This is a genomic window from Aquirufa novilacunae (genome assembly GCF_045310505.1).
GTDB lineage: Bacteria > Bacteroidota > Bacteroidia > Cytophagales > Spirosomataceae > Aquirufa > Aquirufa novilacunae.
Window position 1 is genome coordinate 449,121 of record NZ_JBEWZG010000001.1, and the last position, 24,237, is coordinate 473,357.

The window sequence follows — 24,237 nt, forward strand, 5'->3', positions numbered from 1 at the left end:
CACAGATTCTTTCCAAAATTAACCAAACATTATCTAATTTCGTAAGTTAATAAAGGGTAATCGTTAAGCCCAACCCATTATGTCTCAAGACCCTTTCTTAAATCCCATTAATCCAGACAAAGTAGCCGAAAATCCCGGCCTTTTACCGTACGCCCATACGGCTGGAGGAGCTGTCATCAAACCCGATGATATGGGTAAAGTAAAAGGACGTTCTGTTTTAGCCATGCGCCAGCAGACTGATCGACAAATGAACCAATTATACGAACAAATGGAGGTTCTAGCTCGTCAGGCTAAATTATTAGCAGACAGAAAAGAAATTTCCGAGCGTATTTATGACGCAGCCATGGGATTCGAACCTATCATCAGCGAGACTTATTATTTATACGAAAAAGAAGATGGTTCTGACTTGATGTCCTTAGTGGCACCAGAAGAATGGGGCCGTTCCTTTAAATATAGCCGTTATTTAGCCAAAGTAAAATTATTAGCCGACCATACTTGGGAGGTTGAATACAACGATAAAAACGATTAAACATATGATTTCATCTTTCCCTTGGGAAACCATCAAGACCTACGAGGATATCCTTTTTCAATATTATAATGGGATTGCAAAAATCTCCATTAATAGACCTCATAAACACAATGCCTTCACACCATTAACCGTGCAGGAGATGTCAGAGGCGATGGAATTAGCACGCCAAGACACCCGAATTGGTGTTATTATTTTAACCGGTGAAGGTGGAAAAGCGTTCTGTTCTGGAGGAGATCAAAGCGTACGTGGAGATGGTGGTTACGTGGGAAAAGACACTGTGCCTCGTTTAAACGTATTGGATTTACAACGGCAAATCAGAACGATTCCTAAACCTGTTATTGCCATGGTAGCTGGATGGGCTATTGGTGGTGGACACGTTTTGCATGTCATCTGTGATTTATCTATTGCTGCTGAAAATGCACGTTTCGGGCAAACTGGACCTAATGTGGGTTCATTCGATGGTGGATTCGGTGCTTCTTATTTAGCCCGCGTGGTAGGTCAAAAGAAAGCCAGAGAAATTTGGTTCCTGTGTGATAAATATGACGCTGCCGATGCGCTTCAGATGGGATTGGTGAACAAAGTCGTTCCTTTAGAAGAATTGGAGAAAACCACAGTGGCATGGTGTGAAAAGATTTTAGAAAAGAGCCCATTAGCCTTGCGCATGTTAAAATCTGCCTTTAATGCAGAATTAGACGGACAAGCTGGTATTCAAGAGCTTGCAGGAAACGCAACGCTTCTGTATTATTTATCAGATGAGGCCAAAGAAGGAAAAAATGCCTTCCTGGAGAAACGTAAACCTGACTTCTCTAAATTCCCTAAATTCCCATAATCATGAATTATTGGTTAGTAAAATCAGAACCATTCAAATATTCTTGGGATGATTTCGTTAAAGAGGGGAAATCTGTTTGGGATGGGGTACGAAATTACCAAGCTCGGAATAATATGATGGCGATGAAAAAAGGCGATTGGGTCTTTTTTTACCATTCAAATGAAGGGATGGAGGTTATAGGCCTTGCCGAAGTAAGCAAAGAACACTATCCCGATCCGACGACGGAGGATCCGCGTTGGGTGGTGGTGGAACTGATTCCTGTGAAGAAATTCGCAAAAACGGTGACTTTAAAAGCGATGAAGGCAGACGATCGTTTATCGAGTTTAGCCTTGATCAAACAATCCCGTTTGTCCGTTACGCCCGTTGCAAAAGCAGAATTCGATATTATTTTAAGCCTAGCAGAATAAATATGAAATCGATCCGCCTAGTCATTCTATTTGCCATGTGTACATTAACTTCTTTCGCTCAAGAAACGAAGCGAATTGAAATTCAACAATCAGGGCAATTAGAATCTTTTTCGATACCACTCGGCGAAAAGGGAGTCATCGTATTAACCCATGTGGGTAAAACAGAATTCCTTCTTCGAAAATTCAATACGAATTTAGACCAGGTTTGGTCAAACAAAGGATCTGTAGAAGGTAATTTAGATTATGTGACGCATTGCTACGATGGCAGTCGATTACATCTCTTATTTAGCCGCTTTAAAAGCAATAATTATTACATTGTTCGGGTGAATCCACAAGACGGGAAAATTGAAAAGTTCCAAATCTTCTCGGTGGAGAAAATGGAGATTTCAAATTTTAAAGCGCTTAACCAATCACTATTCATCGGCGGAGTCGTAAATAACACACCCGTTATTTTATTCACGAATTTATCCGAAAAAAGAACCCGTATCCTGCCAGCCGTGGTGAATGGTCAAGCTGAAATCCAATCGATGGATTTAGACACGATTCATCAACAGATAAACGTCGTTTATTCGGTAGGAAAGAAGGCAAAAAACTACCAATTGCTACTTAAATCATTTGATGAGGATGGAAATCAATTAGGGCAAATCAGTATGAATCCCACAGAGCAATACGCTCAAATGAATGCAAAATCCACTCAATTAAACGATTCTTTACAAGTGGTTGTGGGAACCTATGGACATAAAAATACGATCGGTTCATCCAAAGGTCCTAGCTCACAAGGATTGTACTTCAGCTCTTATTTAGATGGAGAATTACAGGATTCAAAATTCCATAGCTTCACTCAATTCGACAACTTTTTTAATTTTTTAGGCGAAAAACAGAAATCGAAGCAAGAAAAAAAGATCAAAAGCAAAGAAGAAAAAGGCGAGGAACTGCGTTTGGATTATCGCCTGTTAATGCATGAAATCAGGAAGAAAGGGGATCATTACATCGTAGTTGCTGAAGCCTTCTATCCAGATTATAAGTACATAAATAATTCTCCATTTGGGGGTACCATGGGTTTGTTAGCCGGAGGTCTTTATTCGCCTTGGAATATGCTGTACAATCCCTACCGATGGGGCTATGGGAATTATGGCCTATACTCTCCATTCTCTAGTTACTACAGCCCCTGGGGGTATCGAGGTTTTAATTCCTTTAGTAACTCTCAGCAGTTCGATGGTTGGATTTACACGCATGCGGTAATCGCGGAGTTAGATGAAAAAGGAAATTTAGTGTGGGATCACTCGATTGATTTGAATAACATAAAAGAGGATAAATTAATCCAGAAGATTAAAACCTCCCTTCAGGGCGATGTATTAACCTTATCCTACCAAAGAGGCAACAGCATCATTTCTAAATATATCACAGCGGAAGGTCAATCTGGAGACGAAAAAGTCCAAGAGTTGAGCACCGACAATGAAGGAGATCGGATTCGCCGTCAAGAAAAGTCAGATTTAAACTATTGGTTTAGCAACCATTTCTTAGCGTCTGGAAATCAGACCATTAATAATTCAGAGGAAGGAAGACGCTCCGTGTATTTCCTGACTAAAATTCCATTGAACCCCTAGCATTTGAAAAATTTAGCTTCCATTGCCATTGAGACACCCGAATTCTGGGGTAAAAATTATGAATTAATCGATTCTGGTGGATTTGAAAAACTCGAGCAGTTTGGCGCATTTGTTGTGCGTCGTCCAGAACCTCAAGCGGTATGGCAGAAAACCTTGTCAGAGGAATTTTGGGCTTCTAAAGCAAACGCTTATTTCAAGAAAGAAAAAGGTAGTTCTGAGCGTGGAGTTTGGGAAGTAAAGAAAGGGGTGCCCGATAAATGGTTTATGCCCTATAAATCAGAAGCTTTAGATCTGAACTTTAAAATATCCTTGTCATCTTTCAAGCACGTAGGTATTTTCCCTGAGCAAGCATCTAATTGGGAGTTTTTGGCGAAAAACATACCCTTGTTAAAAACACCCAAACCCAAAATTCTGAACCTATTCGCCTACACGGGCGGAGCCAGCTTAGCCTGCAAACAAGTAGGAGCAGATGTGACGCACGTGGACTCTGTGAAACCCGTTTTATCCTGGGCGAGAGAAAATATGGAAGTTTCTAAACTAGACAATATCCGTTGGATGGCAGAAGATGCTTTGAAGTTTGTGAAACGCGAAGCTAGACGTGGCAATTTTTACCAAGGTATTCTATTGGATCCTCCTGCCTATGGACGTGGTCCAGAAGGCGAAAAATGGGTCTTAGAGGAGCAGATTGACGACATGTTACGTTCCGTAAAAGAGATTCTAGATCCGAAAGAACATATTTTGTTAACGAATGTGTACTCGCTGGGATTCTCTACGCTGGTGGTCGAAAACTTAATGAAGGGGATTTTTAATGTGCCAGAAATGGCAGAATCGGGAGAAATCTATTTGAATGATGAATACGATAAAAAACTCCCATTAGGAGTCTTTTATCGCTATCTATATCAGTCTTAATTTTTCGGATAAATCACACCCTTAGCAGCTAAGAGCGTATTTTTCATTAAAGAAACGATGGTCATAGGACCTACGCCTTTAGGAACTGGTGTGATATAAGAACATTTAGGAGCCACATCGTTAAAGTCCACATCGCCTTTTAAGGCAAATCCTGACTTCTTAGTTGCGTCTTCCACGCGTGTTAAACCCACGTCGATAACGACAGCACCCGGTTTAATGTGTGCTGCTTTGATAAACTCTGGTTTTCCTAGGGCTGCGACTACGATATCTCCTTGAGCACAAATCTCTTCTAAATTAGGTGTTCTCGAGTGAGTTAATGTCACGGTGCAATTACCCACCGGGTGATTACGTTGCATTAAGATGGACATCGGTAAACCCACGATTTGGGAACGACCTACGACCACACAATGCTTTCCGGCAGTTTCGATTTTATAGTAGGCTAATAAATCCAATACCCCTTGAGGTGTAGCTGAAATATAAGCCGGTAAACCTTTCGCCATACGACCAATGTTGATCGGGTGGAAACCATCCACATCTTTCGAAGGATGAATCGTCTCCATCACTTTGTCCGGATTAATGTGCGCAGGAAGGGGCAATTGAACGATTAAACCATCCATATCAGGATTATCGTTCACCTTTTGAACCTCAGCTAATAAATCAGCCTCAGATATAGACGGGTCAAAACGCAACAGGGTAGAAGCAAAACCTAATTCCTCACAGGACTTCACTTTATTCGCTACATACGTCTCTGAAGCACCATTATTACCGACTAGAATAGCCACTAAATGCGGGACTTTTTGTCCAGCAGCTATCATCTGTTTTACTTCTTCACCGATGGCGATTTTCATCGTTTCGGCCACCATCTTGCCATCAATAATCTGACTCATATACTTATTTTTTACGTGCTTTCTTAGGGGCAGGAGCCGCATCGCCTAAAGCTAAGCAGTCCTCTAAAGTTAAATCTGCTGGTTCCGTTCCTTTTGGAATCTTCACATTCCGTTTTCCAATTTGAATATATGGACCATACATGCCGTTAACGACTTTTACTGACTCGTTTTCGGCGAATTCTTTAATAAATTTATTCGCTTCTACTTTACGCTTCGCCTCGATTAATTCGATAGCACGGGCTTGATCAATCGTCGCTAAATTATCCGTTTTAGCAAGAGAATAATACTTTCCATTGTGCTTCACATAAGGACCAAAACGTCCTTTACCCGTCTCAATCAATGAATCTTCGAAATAACCTAGACCACCTGCTTCGGCATCTTTCAAGGCTTGAGCAATCACAGCTATGGCTTGATCCATCTCAATCGTGAATGGGTCATGTGTATCTGGAAGGCTAGTAAACTTGCCGTCATATTTGATATAAGGGCCTAATTTACCCGCTCCGATAATCACCGGCATATCATTATGGATACCTAATTCACGCGGTAATTTAGGGCGTTCTAAAAGGGCCAAAGCCTCTTCAAAAGTCAACGTACTAACCGCCTGCGTCTTAGTCAGGTTAGCAAAAACGGGTTTCTCCTCTTCCGAAGATTCCCCTAACTGTACAAATGGACCAAATTTACCGAGACGCACAGAAACTAAACGTCCGGTCTTCGGATCTACTCCTAATTCACGACCACCACCTACGGTGCTGCGGTTAATCGATTTAGAATCCTCAATCGTCTGATGAAACGACTTATAAAAGTTCTTCATCAAGGTTGTCCACTCTAATTTACCTTTGGCGATGTTATCAAATTCATCCTCCATCTCTGCGGTAAAGGTATAATCGACTACATTCTCAAAATTCTCAACTAAGAAATCTGTCACTAAGGTACCAATGTGCGTAGGGAAGAGCTTTGCTTTCTCTGTACCTACCGTTTCTGTCGCTTTTGTGCCTGAAATCTCATTATTCGAGAGCACCCATGTTTGAAACTCGCGTTCTCTACCTGGACGATCTTCTTTTACCACATAAGCACGCTTAATTATAGTGGAAATGGTCGGAGCATAGGTCGAAGGACGACCGATTCCTTTTTCTTCCAAAGCCTTTACTAAACTCGCCTCTGTATAACGCGGAGCTGCCCGAGAGAAACGCTCTTGCGCTTTCATTTCGTCTAAAGCAAGTACCTGACCAATGGCCAATGGAGGTAACATATCTTTGTTCTCATCCTCGTCCTCGTCATCTCTTCCCTCTAAATAGGCCTTTAAAAAACCTTCAAAAGCAATCACTTCACCTTGAGCCGATAATAACTCAGGAGTCGTTGAAATATCGATTAAAGCAGTTGTGCGCTCAATAAGGGCATCAGCCATTTGAGACGCAATAGCTCGCTTCCAAATTAATTCGTATAAACGCTTCTCACGCGCATCACCGGTAATACTATGATTCGCAAAATCCGTCGGACGGATGGCTTCGTGAGCCTCTTGAGCACTTTCTGATTTTGTCTTAAACTGACGGCTGTGGTGGAATTTCGCTCCATATGCTGATTCGATTTCCGCCTTCGCTTTATCTCTCGCTTCTTGTGACAACATCGTCGAATCGGTACGCATATAAGTAATACGACCAGATTCATATAGTTTTTGAGCCACTGACATGGTCGTTGCTACCGCAAAACCTAATTTACGCGAAGCCTCTTGCTGTAAAGTTGACGTCGTAAAGGGGGGAGCAGGGGACTTTTTCGCAGGTTTTGTCTCTAAACTCTTGATGCTAAATGCAGCACCTACGCATTTTTTAAGGAAGTCTAAAGCATCATTCTCTTTGGCAAAAGCCTTCGACAATTCTGCCTTTAACACTTTCTTACCTGGAAGATCAAAATGAGCTACCACCTTAAACGTAGCAATCGATTCGTGATTCTCAATTTCCCGCTCACGTTCTACAATTAAACGGACAGCAACGGATTGAACACGACCAGCAGATAAGCCTTTCTGTACTTTAGACCAAAGCACCGGAGACAATTCAAAACCAATCAAACGATCCATAATACGGCGTGCCTGCTGTGCATTCACTAAATCCATATCGATGGTACGCGGCTGAGTAATGGCCTGTAAAATAGCAGGTTTCGTAATTTCACGAAAAACAATCCGTTTTGCGTTATCCTTTAATCCCAAAGCCTCTTTTAAGTGCCATGAAATCGCTTCTCCCTCGCGGTCGTCGTCCGTTGCTAACCAAACTTCCTCAGATGATTTCGCTAAACTTTTTAACTCAGAAATAACTTTGGTCTTATCCGCTGAAACTACATAAGTAGGAGCAAAGTCATTATTCACATCAATCGCTTTATCCCCTTTAAGAGGCAAATCTCGTACGTGACCAAAAGAAGACTTCACCACGAAATCCTTTCCCAAATACCCTTCTATGGTCTTCGCTTTCGCTGGAGACTCGACGATGACTAAATTTTTTGCCATTATGCTGGTTAAAAGATGAAATTCTTAAAATGACCCCAAATATAAGGGCTCTATTTTTAACAAAGAGGCAAAAATGATCGAAAAGATAAAAAAAAATTAATCTGGGATATTTCCGATCCGAATTCGGGAATTAATATTTACCCTAATTCCGATGTAACTAAATTGTCCATTAATAAAATTAGCAATGGCTTCTAAGCGGAAAATTTTGAACACTCCATCTAAACCATATCCTAGTTCATTATACATCAAATTCTGATTCTGCACATAATTGGCATTCGCGATCAATACTTCCTTCACATAGAGTTTTTTCATACCTAGTAAAGGCTTCAACCACAAATTAGAGAATTGAAAAAAGCTCAAAGCCTCAACATAGTTTCCGGCTGTTGAATTCGCATAATGATTCACATTTAGGCGCTGGTTAGACCCGTTCGTAAAATTCTGATAATAACCTACTAGTCGATGGGAGGCAAGCATTTCGCCCGCTTGAATTAAATTCAATGTTCCGTTATAGTGTTTATAATCAATGAAGTAGCTTGGTTTATTACCGATAAAAGTACCCGCATTAATCAGTAAACCCATTTTAATCCAAGGATTCAATTCAATATTGTGCAAATAAGAGAGTTCAATTTGATTAAAATCCGTCGTAGATCCACCTACGTCTTTCCAGCCCGCTCGGTACTTCGCTAAGAGTAAAGGGGAGGAACCCCAATCTGACAGCCGTGTATTTGCCCGGTAACTTTGGGTTAAAAAAGGTCTGAAACCAAGTTGCAACTGTGTAATAAAGGATTGATGCGTAGCAAAACCCGCTTGTTTGTACTCTGCATTGATCGGATTATTAGGCTGAAACTCCCGATTTAAGAAGTTAATCCAATAATAATCCGTCGTATTATCCATTTGACTTCGTTCAGAATACTCTACTAAAGATTTAAGGAAAAAGCGAGCAGAAAATCGTTTGGTAAAATTCAATGTGGTGAATTGAGAACGATAAATCTTCATTTGATTGTTCTTTAACAACAAAGTAGATAAAGAATTCATCTCGGGTGAAATGGTATTTTCTGGATTATACTGAGCTACATAATCTCCATTTGAGAGCAATAAATCATACGAATCCGCTCTATACCGTAATTTTAATAGACCTGAATTTCGATTAATCCCAAAAGCTCTACGTCCTAAAACCTCCGCCTCTAACATATGGTATCTTGACCATCGCTTCCTAAATACAAGTCCTGAATTCGCTACAAATCCTTCTACCGTATTAAAGTTCGAATCAAATACAGGAGATTTATAATAGATCTCGAAAGGGTAATAATCGCGTTTAAACTCCCCGAAGAAAAAGGATTTACTCAGAATCAATTGAGAGGGATTAAAAGGAGTAACCTTAAAACTATCGATCACGACCTCTTTCTGTTTCATTCCCGGAACCTCAGCAAAAAAGGAGGGATCCAAAACCGTCGATTCTTGTTTGCTTTTGTAGTATACCGAATCAATCATCACTAGATTAGACGTTGGTCTCTGCTTCCACTTTCTAAGTAATGATCCGTGCAGGTTAGTTAAAAATTGATTCGCAAATGTCTCATCGAAAGCCACAGCAGAGATGTTTAGCGTCTCCTTTACATTTGTAGGCTCGACAAACAAACGAGGATCCATTTTCCATTCCTCCGGTTTCCCTACCGTCTCTTGATCCCATACATATTCACCTTGACTACCTAATAAACCTGCTATCATATGAATGTGTCCACTTTTAGGAATCCATTTACCTTGAAAAGCTTGATTCAGTAAATCTAGTTGATAATCAATCGCGTCAGCAAAAACCGCACCTTCAAAGCGAACGATCCAACCTTCGCCATCTAGCGTTAGTATTCCCTTGAAAAGGCGGTCTCGTCGTATTTTAGGTTCTACTTGGAATTGAACGCACCATTTTCCATCAACAAGTGTATCTCCCTTGAAATTATATTGATAATAAGACTTAGCCTGATAATTCAAAGGGGAAACACAAGAGGTTCCTACATAATCCTGGTACAGGTCCGGCCAAAGAAATAGGGTAGGCTTCGAATACTTTTTATGAAAGGTTTGAACAGATTCTATGCCATGAATCAATTGATTTAAATGACCCACCTGAACCTCTGAAACGGTCTGATTACCATACCATTGCCCTTCTTGTATTCCTTCTTTAAAGGCTAATCGCTTTTTCCCAATTCCAATCACTTTCGTAAATCTAGCCTTCTCCTGCACCTTAACCCGAATCTTGAAAGAACCGATGGCTTGTCCATGTTCCTCTGCCAGCTGAATGGCTTTATCTAGGATAGATGAGGGAGATTGTGCTTGAATTTCATTTGAGAGAAAATGAAAAAGGGAACAAATCAAGAAGAATATTCTCCAATGCTTCAAGCGAACGGGTGATTAAAATGTATAAATAATCCTATTTAAAATAGGTTAAGTTAAGCAATCAAGCAAAGTTCTTAATAAAACGGTAACAAAGGAAATGTTATCATAAAATAGTGGCAAAATTGAAGCTAATCTATTAATTTTGTGAACATTTTTTACCAAACATTTTTACCATGGCCTTTGACATTGAAATGATTAAAGCTGTTTATGATCGCATGCCGGCTCGCATTGCTGCGGCTCGTGCGTTAACAGGTAAACCGCTTACATTAACTGAAAAAATTCTTTATAGCCATTTATGGGAAGGAACAGCCTCATCTGCGTATGCTAGAGGAGCTTCTTATGTAGATTTTGCACCAGACCGTGTGGCGATGCAAGATGCAACAGCTCAAATGGCCTTATTACAATTCATGCAGGCAGGACGTCCACAAGTGGCAGTTCCTTCTACTGTGCATTGTGATCACTTAATTGAAGCAAAAGTAGCCTCTACTACGGATTTACAAGTAGCAGTGGATAAAAATAAAGAGGTTTATGACTTCTTATCGTCTGTTTCAGACAAATATGGTATCGGTTTCTGGAAACCAGGTGCGGGTATCATTCACCAAGTAGTTTTAGAGAATTATGCTTTCCCTGGCGGAATGATGATCGGAACTGACTCACACACGGTTAACGCGGGTGGTTTAGGTATGATCGCTATCGGTGTAGGTGGAGCAGATGCTTGCGACGTAATGGCAGGCCTAGCTTGGGAATTGAAATTCCCTAAGTTGATTGGTGTTAAATTAACAGGTAAATTAAATGGTTGGACATCTCCTAAAGATGTAATCTTGAAAGTAGCAGGTATCTTAACTGTAAAAGGTGGAACAGGCGCCGTAGTTGAATATTTCGGTGAAGGTGCTACTTCAATGTCTTGTACAGGTAAAGGTACGATTTGTAATATGGGTGCCGAAATCGGTGCAACTACCTCTACTTTTGGATATGATGATTCAATGGCTCGTTATTTAGAGTCTACAGGTCGTGCTGATGTAGCTGCTTTAGCCAACGGAGTGAGAGAACACTTAACAGCGGATCCAGAAGTTTATGCGAATCCAGAAAAATACTTCGATCAAGTAATCGAAATCGATTTAGATACATTAGAACCACACTTAAACGGTCCATTCACACCAGATTTAGCGACTCCTATCTCTAAAATGAAGGAATTAGCGGAGAAGAATGGCTGGCCTACGAAAGTAGAAGTTGGTTTAATTGGTTCTTGTACGAACTCTTCTTATGAAGATATCGCACGTGCTGCATCTTTAGCGAAGCAAGTAGCGGCAAAAGGTTTAAAAACAAAAGCACAATTCACAATCACACCAGGTTCTGAATTAGTACGTTATACAATTGAGCGTGATGGATTTATCTCTACGTTTGATTCGATTGGTGCTACGGTATTCTCGAATGCTTGTGGACCTTGTATCGGTCAATGGGCTCGTCCAGGTGCTGAAAAAGGAGAGAAGAACACGATTGTTCACTCTTTCAACAGAAACTTTGCGAAGCGTGCAGATGGTAATCCAAATACTTTCGCATTCGTAGCTTCACCAGAAATGGTTACTGCTTTAGCGATTGCGGGTGATTTAACCTTCAATCCATTAACGGATACGTTAACAAACGATAAAGGAGAGCAAGTAAAATTAGATGCACCTACAGGTGATGAATTGCCTAAATTAGGTTTTGCTGCTGAAGATGCTGGTTACCAAGCTCCTGCTGCCGATGGTTCAGGTGTTCAGGTGAAAGTTTCTCCTACATCAGATCGTTTACAATTATTAGATCCATTCTCAGCTTGGGAAGGTTTTGATTTGAAAGGTTTGAAATTGTTAATTAAGGCCAAAGGAAAATGTACAACGGATCACATATCCATGGCTGGTCCTTGGTTGAAATTCCGTGGTCACTTAGATAACATCTCTAATAACATGTTAATCGGTGCGGTAAACTTCTTTAATGAGAAGACAGATAACGTGAAGAACGCATTAACAGGTGAATATGGTCCGGTTCCAGCTACGCAGCGTGCTTACAAAGCAGCAGGTATCGGAACGATCGTAGTAGGAGATACCAACTATGGTGAAGGTTCATCTCGTGAGCACGCAGCCATGGAGCCTCGTCACTTAGGCGTTCGCGCGGTATTAGTGAAGTCTTTTGCTCGTATCCACGAAACCAACTTGAAGAAGCAAGGTATGTTAGCCTTGACTTTCGCTAACGAAGCTGATTATGACAAAATCCAAGAGGATGATTCAATCAACATCGTTGGTTTAGGAAGCTTTGCTCCAGAAAAATCATTAACGATTGAATTAGTTCATGCAGATGGTAGCACAGAAAGTTTTGCTGTGAATCATACGTATAATGAACAACAAATCGAATGGTTCAAAGCAGGTGGTGCCCTAAACATCATCCGTGCCTCAGTAAAATAATTTGAAATAGGGGCGAAATTGCTTAATTTTGCCCCTTATTAAAAAATAAAGCCCTAACAAACCCATGGCAGCGATTAACGCGGTTAAAATATTTTCTGGTTCTGCATCTAATTATTTAGCGAAGGATATCGCTAAGTATTATGGCAAAGATTTGGGCGCCGTAACTAACTTAAAGTTCTCTGACGGTGAAATGTCACCTAGTTTTGATGAATCTGTGCGTGGTTGCGATGTTTTTATCATTCAGTCTACTTTCCCATCTGCGGATAATTTAATGGAGTTATTGTTAATGATCGATGCCGCTAGACGTGCATCGGCTCACTACGTAACAGCTGTGATTCCGTATTTTGGTTATTCTCGTCAAGATCGTAAGGATCGCCCACGTGTGGGTATTGGCGCTAAATTAATTGGTAATTTATTGACTGCCGCTGGAGCAGATCGTTTAATGACAATTGATCTTCATGCAGGCCAAATTCAAGGTTTCATGGACTTCCCAGTAGATCACTTGGAAGGAAATGCCATCTTTGTGCCTTATTTAAAGTCTTTAAATTTAGAAAACATTCTTTTCGCATCTCCGGATGTGGGAGGTGTTGTTCGTACTCGCAATATGGCTAAATTCTTCAATGCGGAGATGGTTATTTGCGATAAGCACCGTAAACGCGCGAATGAGATTGCTTCCATGCAATTAATTGGTGACGTAAAAGGAGCAGATGTGATCTTAGTCGATGACTTAATTGATACCGGTGGTACTTTGTGCAAAGCCGCTCAGTTAATTATGGACAAAGGAGCAAATTCTGTAAGGGCGGTTGTCACCCACCCAGTTTTATCAGGTAAAGCGTATGAAAACATTTCTAATTCTGTCTTGACAGAATTATTAGTGACGGATACAATCCCTCAAAAACAAGCTTGTGACAAAATTAAGGTACTTTCAGTGGCTGAACTATTTGCAAAAGCGATTGGTCGTATCCGTGATCACGAATCTATCAGTTCATTATTTATTAAATATTAATTTCAACCGTTTCTAGGGGATAGCCTTGTTGCGAAAGACTAGAAGCATTAACAAAAACAAAATGAAAAAATTAGAGATTGTAGGGTTTAAAAGAGCGAATCTCGGTACGAAGAGCGCAAATGATTTACGTAACGAAGCGATGGCACCATGTGTATTGTATGGTGGTTCTGAGCAAGTTCACTTTGCTGTTCCAATGATCCTTTTCCGTGAATTATTATATTCATCGGATGTGTATGAAGTTGAATTAAACATTGAGGGTACGAAATACCGTGCAATCTTACAAGATGCACAGTTCCACCCAGTAAACGAGATGATCTACCACGTAGACTTCTTAGAAATTCAAAAAGGTAAAGCAATCAAGATTGCTGTGCCAATTAAAGTAACTGGAAATTCGCCAGGTGTTATCAAAGGGGGTAAAATGGTGCAAAAATTACGTAAGGTAACTTTACGTGGTCAAGCAGAAAACATTCCTGATTTCGTAACAGTTGACATTTCTGGTTTAGACTTAGGTCAAACAGTGAAAGTAAACAAATTAGCTGTGGAAGGATGTGAGATCTTAAATCCAATGTCTAACCCAGTAGCAACAATCGATATCCCAAGAGCATTAAGAGGAAAAATCAACGCTTAATTTCTCAAACGGATTTCACAGATTGATAGATAAAAGAAAAGCCCCGCAAATGCGGGGCTTTTTTCATGCCTGATGTGTAAGGACTATTTCTTTGCTACAATCGCCTTAACGATAGGAGCTTTTTCGATCTTCGCTGCATGATCATTGTCACCTACGTGAATGTAAGGAGCAATAACTAACGATACGATCGACATTAATTTAATTAAGATGTTCATAGATGGACCAGACGTATCTTTGAATGGATCACCTACCGTATCACCTGTAACGGCAGCCTTGTGAGGCTCAGAACCTTTCTTGTAAGTTTGGCCATCGATTAAAACGCCTTTTTCAAATGATTTCTTAGCGTTATCCCAAGCTCCACCTGCATTTGATTGGAAAATACCCATCAAAACACCTGAAACGGTTACACCCGCTAAAACACCACCTAAAACTTCAGGTCCCATCGTGAATCCTACGATTACCGGAACAATTAATGCAATCGCACCTGGAAGGATCATTTGACGAATAGAAGCTTCTGTAGAAATAGCTACGCATTTCTCGTATTCTGGCTTCGCTTTGTATTCCATAATACCTGGAATCTCACGGAATTGACGACGAACCTCGTTCACCATTTCCATGGCCGCTTTACCTACCGCAGAGATGCATAAAGCCGAGAAGATAAATGGAATCATACCACCTACGAATAAACCAGCTAAAACATCTGCTTTGTAAATATCAATGTGGCTAATTCCTGCAATACCTACGAAAGCAGCAAACAAAGCTAAGGAAGTCAAGGCTGCAGAAGCAATCGCAAAACCTTTACCTGTAGCCGCTGTAGTATTACCAACCGCATCTAAATTATCTGTACGCTCACGAACTTCACCTGGAAGTTGAGACATCTCTGCAATACCACCAGCGTTATCTGCGATAGGACCGAATGCATCGATCGCTAATTGCATTGCTGTAGTTGCCATCATACCTGCTGCAGCGATAGAAACACCATAAATACCAGCAAAGTGATAAGAACCGATAATACCTGCCGCTAAAACAAGAATAGGTAAAACCGTTGATTCCATACCTACCGCTAAACCACCAATGATGTTTGTTGCGTGACCAGTACCTGATTTCTGAACGATTGAATCAACCGGACGCTTACCCATTGCTGTGTAATATTCAGTAATGATTGACATTAAAGCACCTACTACAAGACCAACGATGATCGCATAGAATACATCCATTGAAGTGAAAGTAGTACCACGAAGCGTTAAGTATTCTGGTAAAATGTTCTTCACTAAGAAATAAGACGTCACAAACGTAATCGCGATAGAAGTATAGTTACCTACGTTTAACGCATTTTGAACAGATGCCGTTTCGCTAGAGATACGTACAAAGAACGTACTTACTAAAGAAGCAAGTAGGCCTACACCTGCAATTAACATCGGCAATAATACAGGAGAGAAGCCACCGTAATTATCTGTAACCGAGATTTCTTGTCCTAAAACCATCGTTGCTAGAATTGTAGCTACGTAAGAACCGAATAAGTCAGCTCCCATACCTGCCACGTCACCCACGTTATCACCTACGTTATCCGCAATAGTTGCTGGATTACGCACATCATCTTCTGGGATACCCGCTTCTACTTTACCTACTAAGTCAGCACCTACGTCAGCCGCTTTAGTATAAATACCACCACCCACACGCGCAAACAAAGCGATAGACTCAGCTCCTAAAGAGAAACCAGCTAATACTTCGATTGCCGTTTTCATCTCTACAGATGTTAAGGCTTGACCTTGTGCGAAGATTTGATAGAAGGCAATAAATAAACCACCAAGGCCTAAAATAGCTAAACCAGCCACACCCATTCCCATCACGGATCCACCAGTGAAAGAAACAGATAAAGCCTTAGCTAAAGAAGTTCTTGCTGCTTCTGCCGTACGAACGTTTGCCTTTGTAGCAATGATCATACCAATATAACCAGCCGTTGCAGAGAAAACTGCTCCGATTAAGAAAGCTACGGCAATTAAAGGGGAGGAGTGAATCGGATTTTCCGGTGTTCCCTCTTGAGAACCTAACCAAGCTAATAAAATAGCAGTTGGAATAGCGAAATAAGTTAAAATTTTCCACTCTGCTTTTAAGAAGGCAATCGCACCATCTGCGATATAACCAGCCAACTCCTGCATTTTTTCATTTCCGGCATCTTGTTTAGACACCCAATTAAACTTCCATGCTGTGTACAGCAATCCTACTAAACCAAAAGCAGGAACTAGGTAAACAATTTGATTCATAAAGGTTGATTTAGATTATTCCAAAAAAATTTAGCACAATTTAGGTAAATGAGTGCAAATAAACAATTAGAAAGGCAATCTGACTAGAATTTTCCATTTTTCTGGAACGACTGAACCCATCGGATAGACGAAATCTACTCCGAAAATTTTACCGATTCCCGTTATACCATAACTAAGTTCCTGGTAATTAACTACTTGAGAATGAACTGAAGTTTGTAAATAAGCATAGCCTACTTTTTCCTTCAATCCGTACATGGATAATAACGCATTTTGTGTCAACACAAACTTGCGAGGTTCCCATTGAAGAAATGCCTTAAAATGCCCTCCTGGATTTGAAAGAGCATAATACGGAAGCGCTAAAAATCGATTGTCTCCTGAGCTAACATTGATTTCATTTCCCCTAAAGTGTTGATAATCCAAAATTAAGCTAGGCTTATTGATAAAGTGAGCACCTGAAATACGGTAATTGATTGATCCCCAATTTGCTAAAGGTATTGTTTGGAACACCTGAAAGAATACCTTACTATAGTCATTATCACCAAACGCCTGTTCATACATCCCTTGAAAGGTTGGACCTGACTCATTCGATAGACGTCTAGCTCCATTATAGCGTCTCCAAGTTGCGAATGGCTGATAGCGCACTAAAATGGAACCAAAAACCTGCTGACTCGTCGTAAAAGGATTTCCATTTGACTCAAAACGCCTTTCTTTATAAAAGAACCCATTCTCTTCGTGATTTTCCAAAGAAGATCGGGAACGGTATTCTAAGGTCGAATTCACATTCCATTTCGAATTCAATTGAACGGCATAGTTCCCTTTAATAAAATCCTTTTGGTAAAGTTTCAGGTAATTCTGAGACAGAAACAACGCGTAAAATAGATTAACTGTAGTTGAGATAGGTTCTGTTGAATTAATCTGTTCGACCGTAGATCCCCCAGCAAACTGCAAAAACTGGCGATTCTCATCCCAATTACGCTCGATATAGGCCATGCCATTCCAAGCCTTCCGTGAAAATGCATAACGTATATCTACTCCCGTCCCAATATAATCAGCTAATTTATACGTATATCGATAATCTACACGGCGACTCAATTGATAACCATCCACGGCATTATAACCGGATTGAAATCCACTGAGGCTTAATCTTGCCCCTAATCCTTTTTGACCATAGGTATAGGTTCTAGCATTAAATAGATCGTTGTATCGGAAACGAGGTAAAGCATTGATCGAATCCTTCAGTCGTTTCTTCTCATCTTGCACAGATAAACTATCAGCCTCCTGGTAGCCTTTCACCTCAGCCTCCGTTAGTGGAACCTGGCGTTCCGCCTCCCAAAAAGACTCCTTCTTTAATCCCGCACTCGAATCTACCGTTATTGTGTAATCCGAACTAAACTCCTCTTTCTGTTCTTTTTTATCCTCTTTCTCCACCTGTTTCAATACTTGACGAAGCTTTTTACGGGTCAATTCTTTCCCGAGGGCTAATTTAGGCGTGGCTATTTTTTCCTTATTAATTTCTTTCGCCCAATCTTTGTGTAAGCGCTCCTCTATAATGGTAGGCTTTACGACAAACGTTGGATTAACTTTAATCGCATATTCTTTTACCTGCGTAATGTAGCGAAACGTCGCGCCAAAGCCCATCGCATCAAAATTCACATTCACATCATAATTAATGGGCATCCAAACACCCTGAAATAAGGCATTCTGTTGCTGAAACGTATAATAGCCCTGTGAATTTCGGAATGCTAAACTAAAGGAGTAAATACTCCAGGTGTCCTCTACGATAGATAAGGTACCCTCAAATAAATCATCTGCGGTTGTTTTCGGCTTAACCTGAATCTTAGAAACGGTTTGTCCATTCAACTGGAAGCTACCGATATAAGCAAACTTATAGAAAGAGAAAGCGGAAGGAGATAAGGGACTAATCAGGCCACCCCAAACTTTAGGCTGGTAAAAATTCGTTTGCGTAATACGTAAATTAGGTGCTCCTGAATTTCGAAGCACAGCAGGTAAGTTATTGCGATTCGAAAGCACTTTTTCTTCTATTTTATTAGGTCGAGTATACGTAATCTGATTAATACCTTCCAAAACATAGGTAGAACCCACCTTTATACCGGCCTCTTTCTCCATTTTCTTTCCCACCAGTGCATTCATGACCTTCGAGATGGAGGTGATTTTACCTGCGCCTTTGACATAGCCTTTGGCAGTATACCGATCAATTTCTTTTAAATGAAACGGAGCCATTGAAATCATACGACGCATCATACCGATCGCCGGATCTTCTTTTAAACCTCCCACATTCACATCTTGAAGCGTCACAGCCTCTTCAGACAAAACGACATCTAAAGACTGATCTCCCGCCATGGAAATTTTATGCACTTTAGGCGTGTGACCTAAAAATCGGAAGACGACTTCGTGCTCACCTTTAGACAAATTAATCGCATACTTTCCTTCTTCATTAGCTAATGAACCTTTGTTCAGATCATTGATCCAAATCGTTGCAAAAGGCATTAATTCACCTTTATTCGAGCGAATAGTACCGGAAAGCGTTTGAGCCTGAAGGCTAAAACAAGTGAGGAAGAGGAGTATGACTACTTTCATAAAGCAAAAATAAACGAATCGATGGATACGGCTTGAATAATTTGATAAACGGCGAATGATTAACAAGAATTAACGTAATTTTGCAGCTTATGGGATTCACACATAGACAACTCTTTCAAAAATTTATGGCGCCCACCTCGGATGCGCCATTGGCTTTGGAAATTACCAAAGCAGAAGGAGTATACCTATATGATACGGCAGGCAAATCCTATATGGATTTAATCTCCGGAATCGCCGTATCTAATGTGGGGCATTGTAATCCAGCCGTTGTAAAAGCCGTTAAAGACCAAGTTGACAACTACATGCATTTGATGGTCTACGGGGAATATATCCAAAGCCCGCAAGTAAAACTAGCCCAAGCTCTAGTTAAGTCCACCGGAACAGACACCTTAAATCAAGTCTATTTCACGAATTCAGGCACGGAGGCGGTAGAAGGAGCTATGAAATTAGCAAAACGCTATACGGGTAGAACGGAATTCATTTCTTGTTTCAATGCCTACCATGGCGCCAGTCAAGGTGCTTTGTCAATCGCAGGGGATGAGAACTTCAAAAACGCTTTTCGCCCTTTATTACCCGATATTCAGCATATTCACCACGGTTGTATAGGGAATCTAAAAAAGATAACCAAGCGAACGGCAGCCGTAGTTATTGAAATTGTCGCAGGGGAGGCGGGAGTTAAAACAGCTACTAAAGCCTATTTTCAAGCGTTAAGAAAGAGATGTGATGAAATGGGGACTCTGTTGATTGTTGACGAAATCCAATCGGGTTTTGGTAGAACTGGAACTTTCTGGTCATTTCAAGCCATGGAAATTGTGCCTGATATCTTGTTAACCGCGAAAGGAATGGGTGGCGGAATGCCCATTGGGGCCTTTATGGCGAACGAAGAAGTAATGAAAACCTTGAGTTTTGAGCCGGTTTTAGGCCATATCACGACTTTTGGTGGACATCCCGTTTCCTGTGCAGCTTCATTGGCCACCTTGAATTACATTGTGGATGAAAACTTAATGGATCAAATTCCTGCGAAAAGCGCATTATTCCATAGCCTCTTAGCTCATCCTATTATTAAGGAAGTTCGAGGTATCGGATTTATGTTAGCTGTGGAAATGAAAGACTTCAAGACCGTGAAAGCCGTCATTGATGAATGCATTCAGAACGGTTTGATTACGGATTGGTTCTTATTCTGCGATAATTCACTACGAATTGCACCTCCTTTAACGATCACAGAGGAGGAAATAAAAATAGCCTGCAACATTTTGTTACAGGCTATGAATAAAGTTTATGCGCTTTAAAATTAAGCGTGCTTCAATAAAGTCTCAGCTAAAACTGACTTAGGGATATTTCCACCCACTAAACGCTCTACCATTTCACCTTTCTTGAAAACCATTAAAGTAGGAATCGAACGAATACCTAAAGAAGCAGGTACCGCAGAATTTTGGTCTACATTCATCTTTGCTACAATCGCTTGACCTTCCACATCTCCAGCTAACTCCTCTACGATCGGTCCGATCATCTTACATGGGCCACACCACTCTGCCCAAAAATCTACTAAAACTGGTGTATCAGAGCTGATTAATTCTTGAAAATTAGCATCTGTTGCCTCTACGTATTTTCCCATTGTTTGATATATTTTATAAAATTCAAAATTAAAACAAAACCAGCAGAAGAATTAGTTCCCCGGATAAAAAATTTAAGAAATTAATTTAAAGCCCACATTGTCAAGCTCTTTCAACTCAGAAATCAGGTCTTTTGTTATCGAAACCTGCATTTTGCGCGATAAAAAGTCCATTCCGATTTTCTCCTGCTCATCATACACCTCGATGGTCAATTTTTTATCTCCCTTATTGCGTTCAAGTGTCTCTTGCAATAAATCTAATAAGGCTGGTTTTAGTCGATTCAAATCTAAACGTAATTTGATTTCTTTCGTTCTGTCACTTAAAATCTCAGACAATAATTCGATGGACTGAATCTTAAAGACCATTTGATCCATGTGGCGATTCTTCAACTGGTAAGAACCATTAATAAATAAGAGTCGGTCTAAGGCGATAAATCGCTCAAACTGGATGTAATCCTTGGAGAATAAGGCAAATTCATAATTTCCTGCATAATCTTCAATCGTGAAGATCATGAATTGATTTCCGTTTGCAGATGTTCTGACGTTGACTTTCGTGACGATACCTGCAAAGGTCTGAGCCACGTTAGGACGTGATTCTAATTGACCTGTATTCGAATTACAGAAGTTAGCAATTTCAGTTTTGTATTCGTCCAAAGGATGTCCTGAAATATAGACCCCCACCACTTCTTTCTCATTCTTCAATTGCTCCATCACAGACCAAGGCTCGGCCGTTGGAATACGAGGCTGTGCAATGTCATTTCCCGTTCCAGCTCCTAATTCCCCGAACAAAGAAGCAGTTGCTTCCGCCTTCAATTCTGCCATGCGAGAGGAATAACGCACGATTTTCTCAATAAAGTTCGTATTGTCCTGTGGATCTAGCGCAAAATAATGTGAACGCTGAACCTCAGGGAAACAGTCAAAAGCACCCGCTAAAGCTAAGGACTCTAAACTCTTCTTATTTACTTGACGCACGTTAATACGCGAAACGAAGTCGAAAATATCTTTGTATTCGCCATTTTTCTGACGCTCTTCCACAATCGCATCCACCGCTGCATCACCCACGCCTTTGATAGCGCCTAAGCCGAAACGAATTTGGCCTTTCTTATTTACAGCAAAAGAACGAGATGATTCATTCACATCTGGAACTAATAAACTCAAGCCCATCCGTTTACACTCGTCCATGAAGAAGGTAATCTTCTCAATGTTACCCAAGGAGTTCGAAAGCACCGCCGCCATAAACTCAGGAGGGTAGTTTGCTTTCAGGTAGCCTGTTTGGTAAGCCACTAAACCATAGCAAGTTGAGTGCGATTTGTTAAAGGCATATTGAGCAAAAGCTTCCCAGTCTGTCCAAATCTTATCCAGCTTATCTGTCGGGTGATTATTCGCCGCTCCACCTTCCATGAACTTGCTCTTCATCTTATCGATGGTCGCTTTGTCCTTTTTACCCATCGCTTTACGAAGCACATCGGCATCACCTTTGGTGAAATTCGCGAGCTTTTGGGAAAGAAGCATTACCTGCTCTTGGTAGACCGTAATACCATAGGTATCACTTAAATACTCCTCCATTTCTGGCAAATCGTATTCAATCTTCTCACGACCGTGTTTACGCGCAATGTAATTCGGAATATACACCATCGGTCCTGGACGGAACAAGGCATTCATCGCAATTAAATCGGAGAACTGATCGGGTTTCAGATCACGCAAGTGCTTCTGCATACCCGGGGATTCAAACTGGAATGTTCCGTTTGTTTCCGCTCGTTGGTATAATTCGTAAGTCGTCTTATCATCCAGAGGCAAATCATCTAAAATGATATCCTCGTTGTGATTCTGCTTAATTAAGCGAACCGCTTCCTTTAAGATAGAGAGGGTTTTTAGGCCCAAAAAGTCCATTTTAATTACCCCCGCATTCTCAATCACTGAGCCATCGTATTGGGTAATCAAGAGATTCACATCCTTTGATGTAGCCACGGGCAAGATATCGGTCAAATCAGAAGGAGCGATGATGATACCTGCCGCGTGAATACCCGTACCGCGAACAGAACCCTCTAAAACGAGCGCATTCTCAATCACTGTAGCCGGTAAACCACCCGCCTCTTTAATCCGACGCAATTCTTTTACTTGCTCTAATTCTTCTGGATTCAAGCCTTCTTTATCCGCTAAGCTCTTATCTCCCGTCAAAGCCGCATTGAAAATACGATCCAGGGTAATTTTCGGTTTTTCAGGAACGAGTTTCGCTAGCGCATTGGATTCCTGTAAGGGGAGGTCTAACACACGCGAAACGTCTTTAATGGACATTTTGGCCGCCATGGTTCCATAAGTAGCAATATGCGCCACTTGGTTCTTTCCGTACTTGTCTACGACATAGTCGATGACTTTTTGGCGACCCTCATCATCAAAGTCCGTATCAATATCGGGCAATGACTTACGATCTGGATTTAAGAAACGCTCAAAAAGGAGATTGTACTTAATCGGATCGATGTTCGTAATTCCAAGGCAATAGGCGACCACGGAACCCGCGGCAGATCCACGACCTGGGCCTACATAAACACCTAAATCACGCCCTGCCTGGATGAAATCGGCTACAATCAAGAAATAACCGGCAAAACCCATGGTTCTGATTGTATGCAACTCGAATCGCAAACGCTCTTCTACCACCTGATCAATATCAATATAACGCTTTTTCGCGCCCTCCATCGTGATATGTTCCAGGTAATCATCCTGACTCAGGAAAGTGGACGGTATTTGGAAATTAGGCAAAAGCACATCCTTGGTTAATTTCAAGGTTTCTACTTTACCTACAATCTCATTCGTATTATCGATCGCCTCCGGAACATGCGACCATAATTTGGTCATCTCCTCGGTCGTTTTGAAATAAAATTGATCATTATAGAACGCAAAACGCTTTCCTTTCATGTCAAAATCACCTTCAATATCCTTGTAAGTAGGAGTGGCCTGTTTTTCGCCAGTATTGATACAAAGTAGAATATCGTGGGCGTTAGCGTCTTTTTGGTCTAAATAATGGCTATCATTCGACGCGATAACCTTCACATTGTACTTCTTCGCAAAGCGCAATAATACCTCATTCACCGTCTGTTGCTCCGGAATGAAGTGATTCTGCACCTCGATATAGTAATCCTCACCAAACAAATCCAACCACCACTTAAATTCCTTCTCCGCCGCTTCCTCGCCATCTCGTAAAATAGCCTGCGGAACCGAAGCACCTAAACAGCAAGTCGTCGCGATTAAGCCTTTGTGGTATTTTAAAACGAGTTCTTTGTCAATTCGAGGGTATTTGGAATACATCCCCTCCATAAAACCCAGCGAACATAGCTTTACTAAATTCTGATAACCCTCCGGATTCTTAGCTAGAAATAACTGGTGATAACGCTTATCCTTTAAATCTTTCGTAAAAACCTGCTTGTGGCGGTCATTCACTAAATAAAACTCACAACCCACAATCGGTTTAACTCCTTGCTTTCCCGCCTCTGCCACAAATTGAAACACCCCAAACATATTCCCGTGGTCCGTAATAGCCACCGCTGGCATATTATCTTCCTTCGCCTTTTTGAACATAGACGAAATCTTAGACGCACCATCTAGGAGTGAAAACTGGGAATGATTGTGCAAATGCGAAAACTGCATAG

The 24,237-nt window shown here is 40.9% G+C and carries 16 protein-coding genes; 9 read left to right on the plus strand and 7 right to left on the minus strand.

The features are described from left to right. Positions 1-79: 79 nt before the first annotated feature. From V7S74_RS02050 to V7S74_RS02070, 5 genes are read left to right on the plus strand one after another with little or no spacing between them, the layout of a single operon-like run. Positions 80-529 carry a DUF2452 domain-containing protein gene (locus V7S74_RS02050; protein WP_406777108.1) on the plus strand — a complete coding sequence of 150 codons (450 nt, stop codon included), beginning with the start codon at positions 80-82 and terminating at the stop codon, positions 527-529. Positions 530-533: 4 nt separating this feature from the next. Then, entirely contained in the window at positions 534-1,358 is an 825-nt protein-coding gene (gene menB / locus V7S74_RS02055) for a 1,4-dihydroxy-2-naphthoyl-CoA synthase (protein WP_406777109.1), read from the plus strand. Positions 1,359-1,360: 2 nt separating this feature from the next. Then, a complete protein-coding gene (locus V7S74_RS02060; protein ID WP_406777110.1) occupies positions 1,361-1,765 on the plus strand; it encodes an EVE domain-containing protein in 405 nt (134 codons plus the stop codon). A 2-nt stretch (positions 1,766-1,767) separates the two neighbouring features. Continuing rightward, complete coding sequence (locus V7S74_RS02065) at positions 1,768-3,372, plus strand: hypothetical protein (RefSeq protein ID WP_406777111.1); 1,605 nt, start codon at positions 1,768-1,770, stop codon at positions 3,370-3,372. Between the two features lie 3 nt (positions 3,373-3,375). Continuing rightward, on the plus strand, positions 3,376-4,281 hold the full coding sequence (locus tag V7S74_RS02070; protein WP_406777112.1) for a class I SAM-dependent methyltransferase: 906 nt from the start codon (positions 3,376-3,378) through the stop codon (positions 4,279-4,281). Here the strand turns inward: V7S74_RS02070 and V7S74_RS02075 are convergent. The 3 genes from V7S74_RS02075 to V7S74_RS02085 all read right to left on the minus strand — a co-directional run bounded on the left by V7S74_RS02075 (position 4,278) and on the right by V7S74_RS02085 (position 10,050). Next, on the minus strand, positions 4,278-5,168 hold the full coding sequence (locus V7S74_RS02075) for a bifunctional 5,10-methylenetetrahydrofolate dehydrogenase/5,10-methenyltetrahydrofolate cyclohydrolase (RefSeq protein ID WP_406777113.1): 891 nt from the start codon (positions 5,166-5,168) through the stop codon (positions 4,278-4,280). The genes V7S74_RS02070 and V7S74_RS02075 overlap by 4 nt on opposite strands. Positions 5,169-5,172: 4 nt before the next feature. After that, positions 5,173-7,662, minus strand: a complete 2,490-nt coding sequence (topA, locus tag V7S74_RS02080) for a type I DNA topoisomerase (protein WP_406777114.1) — start codon at positions 7,660-7,662, stop codon at positions 5,173-5,175. A 96-nt stretch (positions 7,663-7,758) separates the two neighbouring features. Continuing rightward, positions 7,759-10,050: a DUF5686 family protein gene (locus V7S74_RS02085; RefSeq protein ID WP_406777115.1), complete on the minus strand. Its 2,292-nt coding sequence runs from the start codon at positions 10,048-10,050 to the stop codon at positions 7,759-7,761. Between the two features lie 170 nt (positions 10,051-10,220). Between V7S74_RS02085 and V7S74_RS02090 the strand changes: the two genes are divergently transcribed. The 3 genes from V7S74_RS02090 (at position 10,221) to V7S74_RS02100 (ending at position 14,119) form a co-directional block, all read left to right on the plus strand. Then, positions 10,221-12,485 carry an aconitate hydratase gene (locus V7S74_RS02090; protein WP_406777116.1) on the plus strand — a complete coding sequence of 755 codons (2,265 nt, stop codon included), beginning with the start codon at positions 10,221-10,223 and terminating at the stop codon, positions 12,483-12,485. A gap of 64 nt (positions 12,486-12,549) precedes the next feature. Next, positions 12,550-13,491: a ribose-phosphate pyrophosphokinase gene (locus V7S74_RS02095; RefSeq protein ID WP_406777117.1), complete on the plus strand. Its 942-nt coding sequence runs from the start codon at positions 12,550-12,552 to the stop codon at positions 13,489-13,491. Between the two features lie 61 nt (positions 13,492-13,552). Next, positions 13,553-14,119, plus strand: a complete 567-nt coding sequence (locus V7S74_RS02100) for a 50S ribosomal protein L25/general stress protein Ctc (RefSeq protein WP_406777118.1) — start codon at positions 13,553-13,555, stop codon at positions 14,117-14,119. Positions 14,120-14,202: 83 nt separating this feature from the next. On the opposite strand, the gene V7S74_RS02105 is transcribed toward V7S74_RS02100, so the two are convergent. Both V7S74_RS02105 and V7S74_RS02110 read right to left on the minus strand, forming a co-directional pair. Further along, positions 14,203-16,383, minus strand: a complete 2,181-nt coding sequence (locus tag V7S74_RS02105; RefSeq protein ID WP_406777119.1) for a sodium-translocating pyrophosphatase — start codon at positions 16,381-16,383, stop codon at positions 14,203-14,205. 66 nt (positions 16,384-16,449) lie between these two features. Further along, positions 16,450-18,981 carry a DUF5686 and carboxypeptidase regulatory-like domain-containing protein gene (locus tag V7S74_RS02110; RefSeq protein WP_406777120.1) on the minus strand — a complete coding sequence of 844 codons (2,532 nt, stop codon included), beginning with the start codon at positions 18,979-18,981 and terminating at the stop codon, positions 16,450-16,452. A gap of 125 nt (positions 18,982-19,106) precedes the next feature. Between V7S74_RS02110 and V7S74_RS02115 the strand changes: the two genes are divergently transcribed. After that, positions 19,107-20,270 (plus strand): aspartate aminotransferase family protein, encoded by a 1,164-nt coding sequence (locus tag V7S74_RS02115; RefSeq protein ID WP_406777121.1) that lies wholly within the window; start codon positions 19,107-19,109, stop codon positions 20,268-20,270. Positions 20,271-20,272: 2 nt separating this feature from the next. On the opposite strand, the gene trxA is transcribed toward V7S74_RS02115, so the two are convergent. Both trxA and dnaE read right to left on the minus strand, forming a co-directional pair. Then, positions 20,273-20,596 (minus strand): thioredoxin, encoded by a 324-nt coding sequence (trxA, locus tag V7S74_RS02120; protein WP_406777122.1) that lies wholly within the window; start codon positions 20,594-20,596, stop codon positions 20,273-20,275. Positions 20,597-20,668: 72 nt separating this feature from the next. After that, positions 20,669-24,235, minus strand: a complete 3,567-nt coding sequence (dnaE, locus tag V7S74_RS02125) for a DNA polymerase III subunit alpha (RefSeq protein WP_406777123.1) — start codon at positions 24,233-24,235, stop codon at positions 20,669-20,671. Positions 24,236-24,237: the final 2 nt, after the last annotated feature.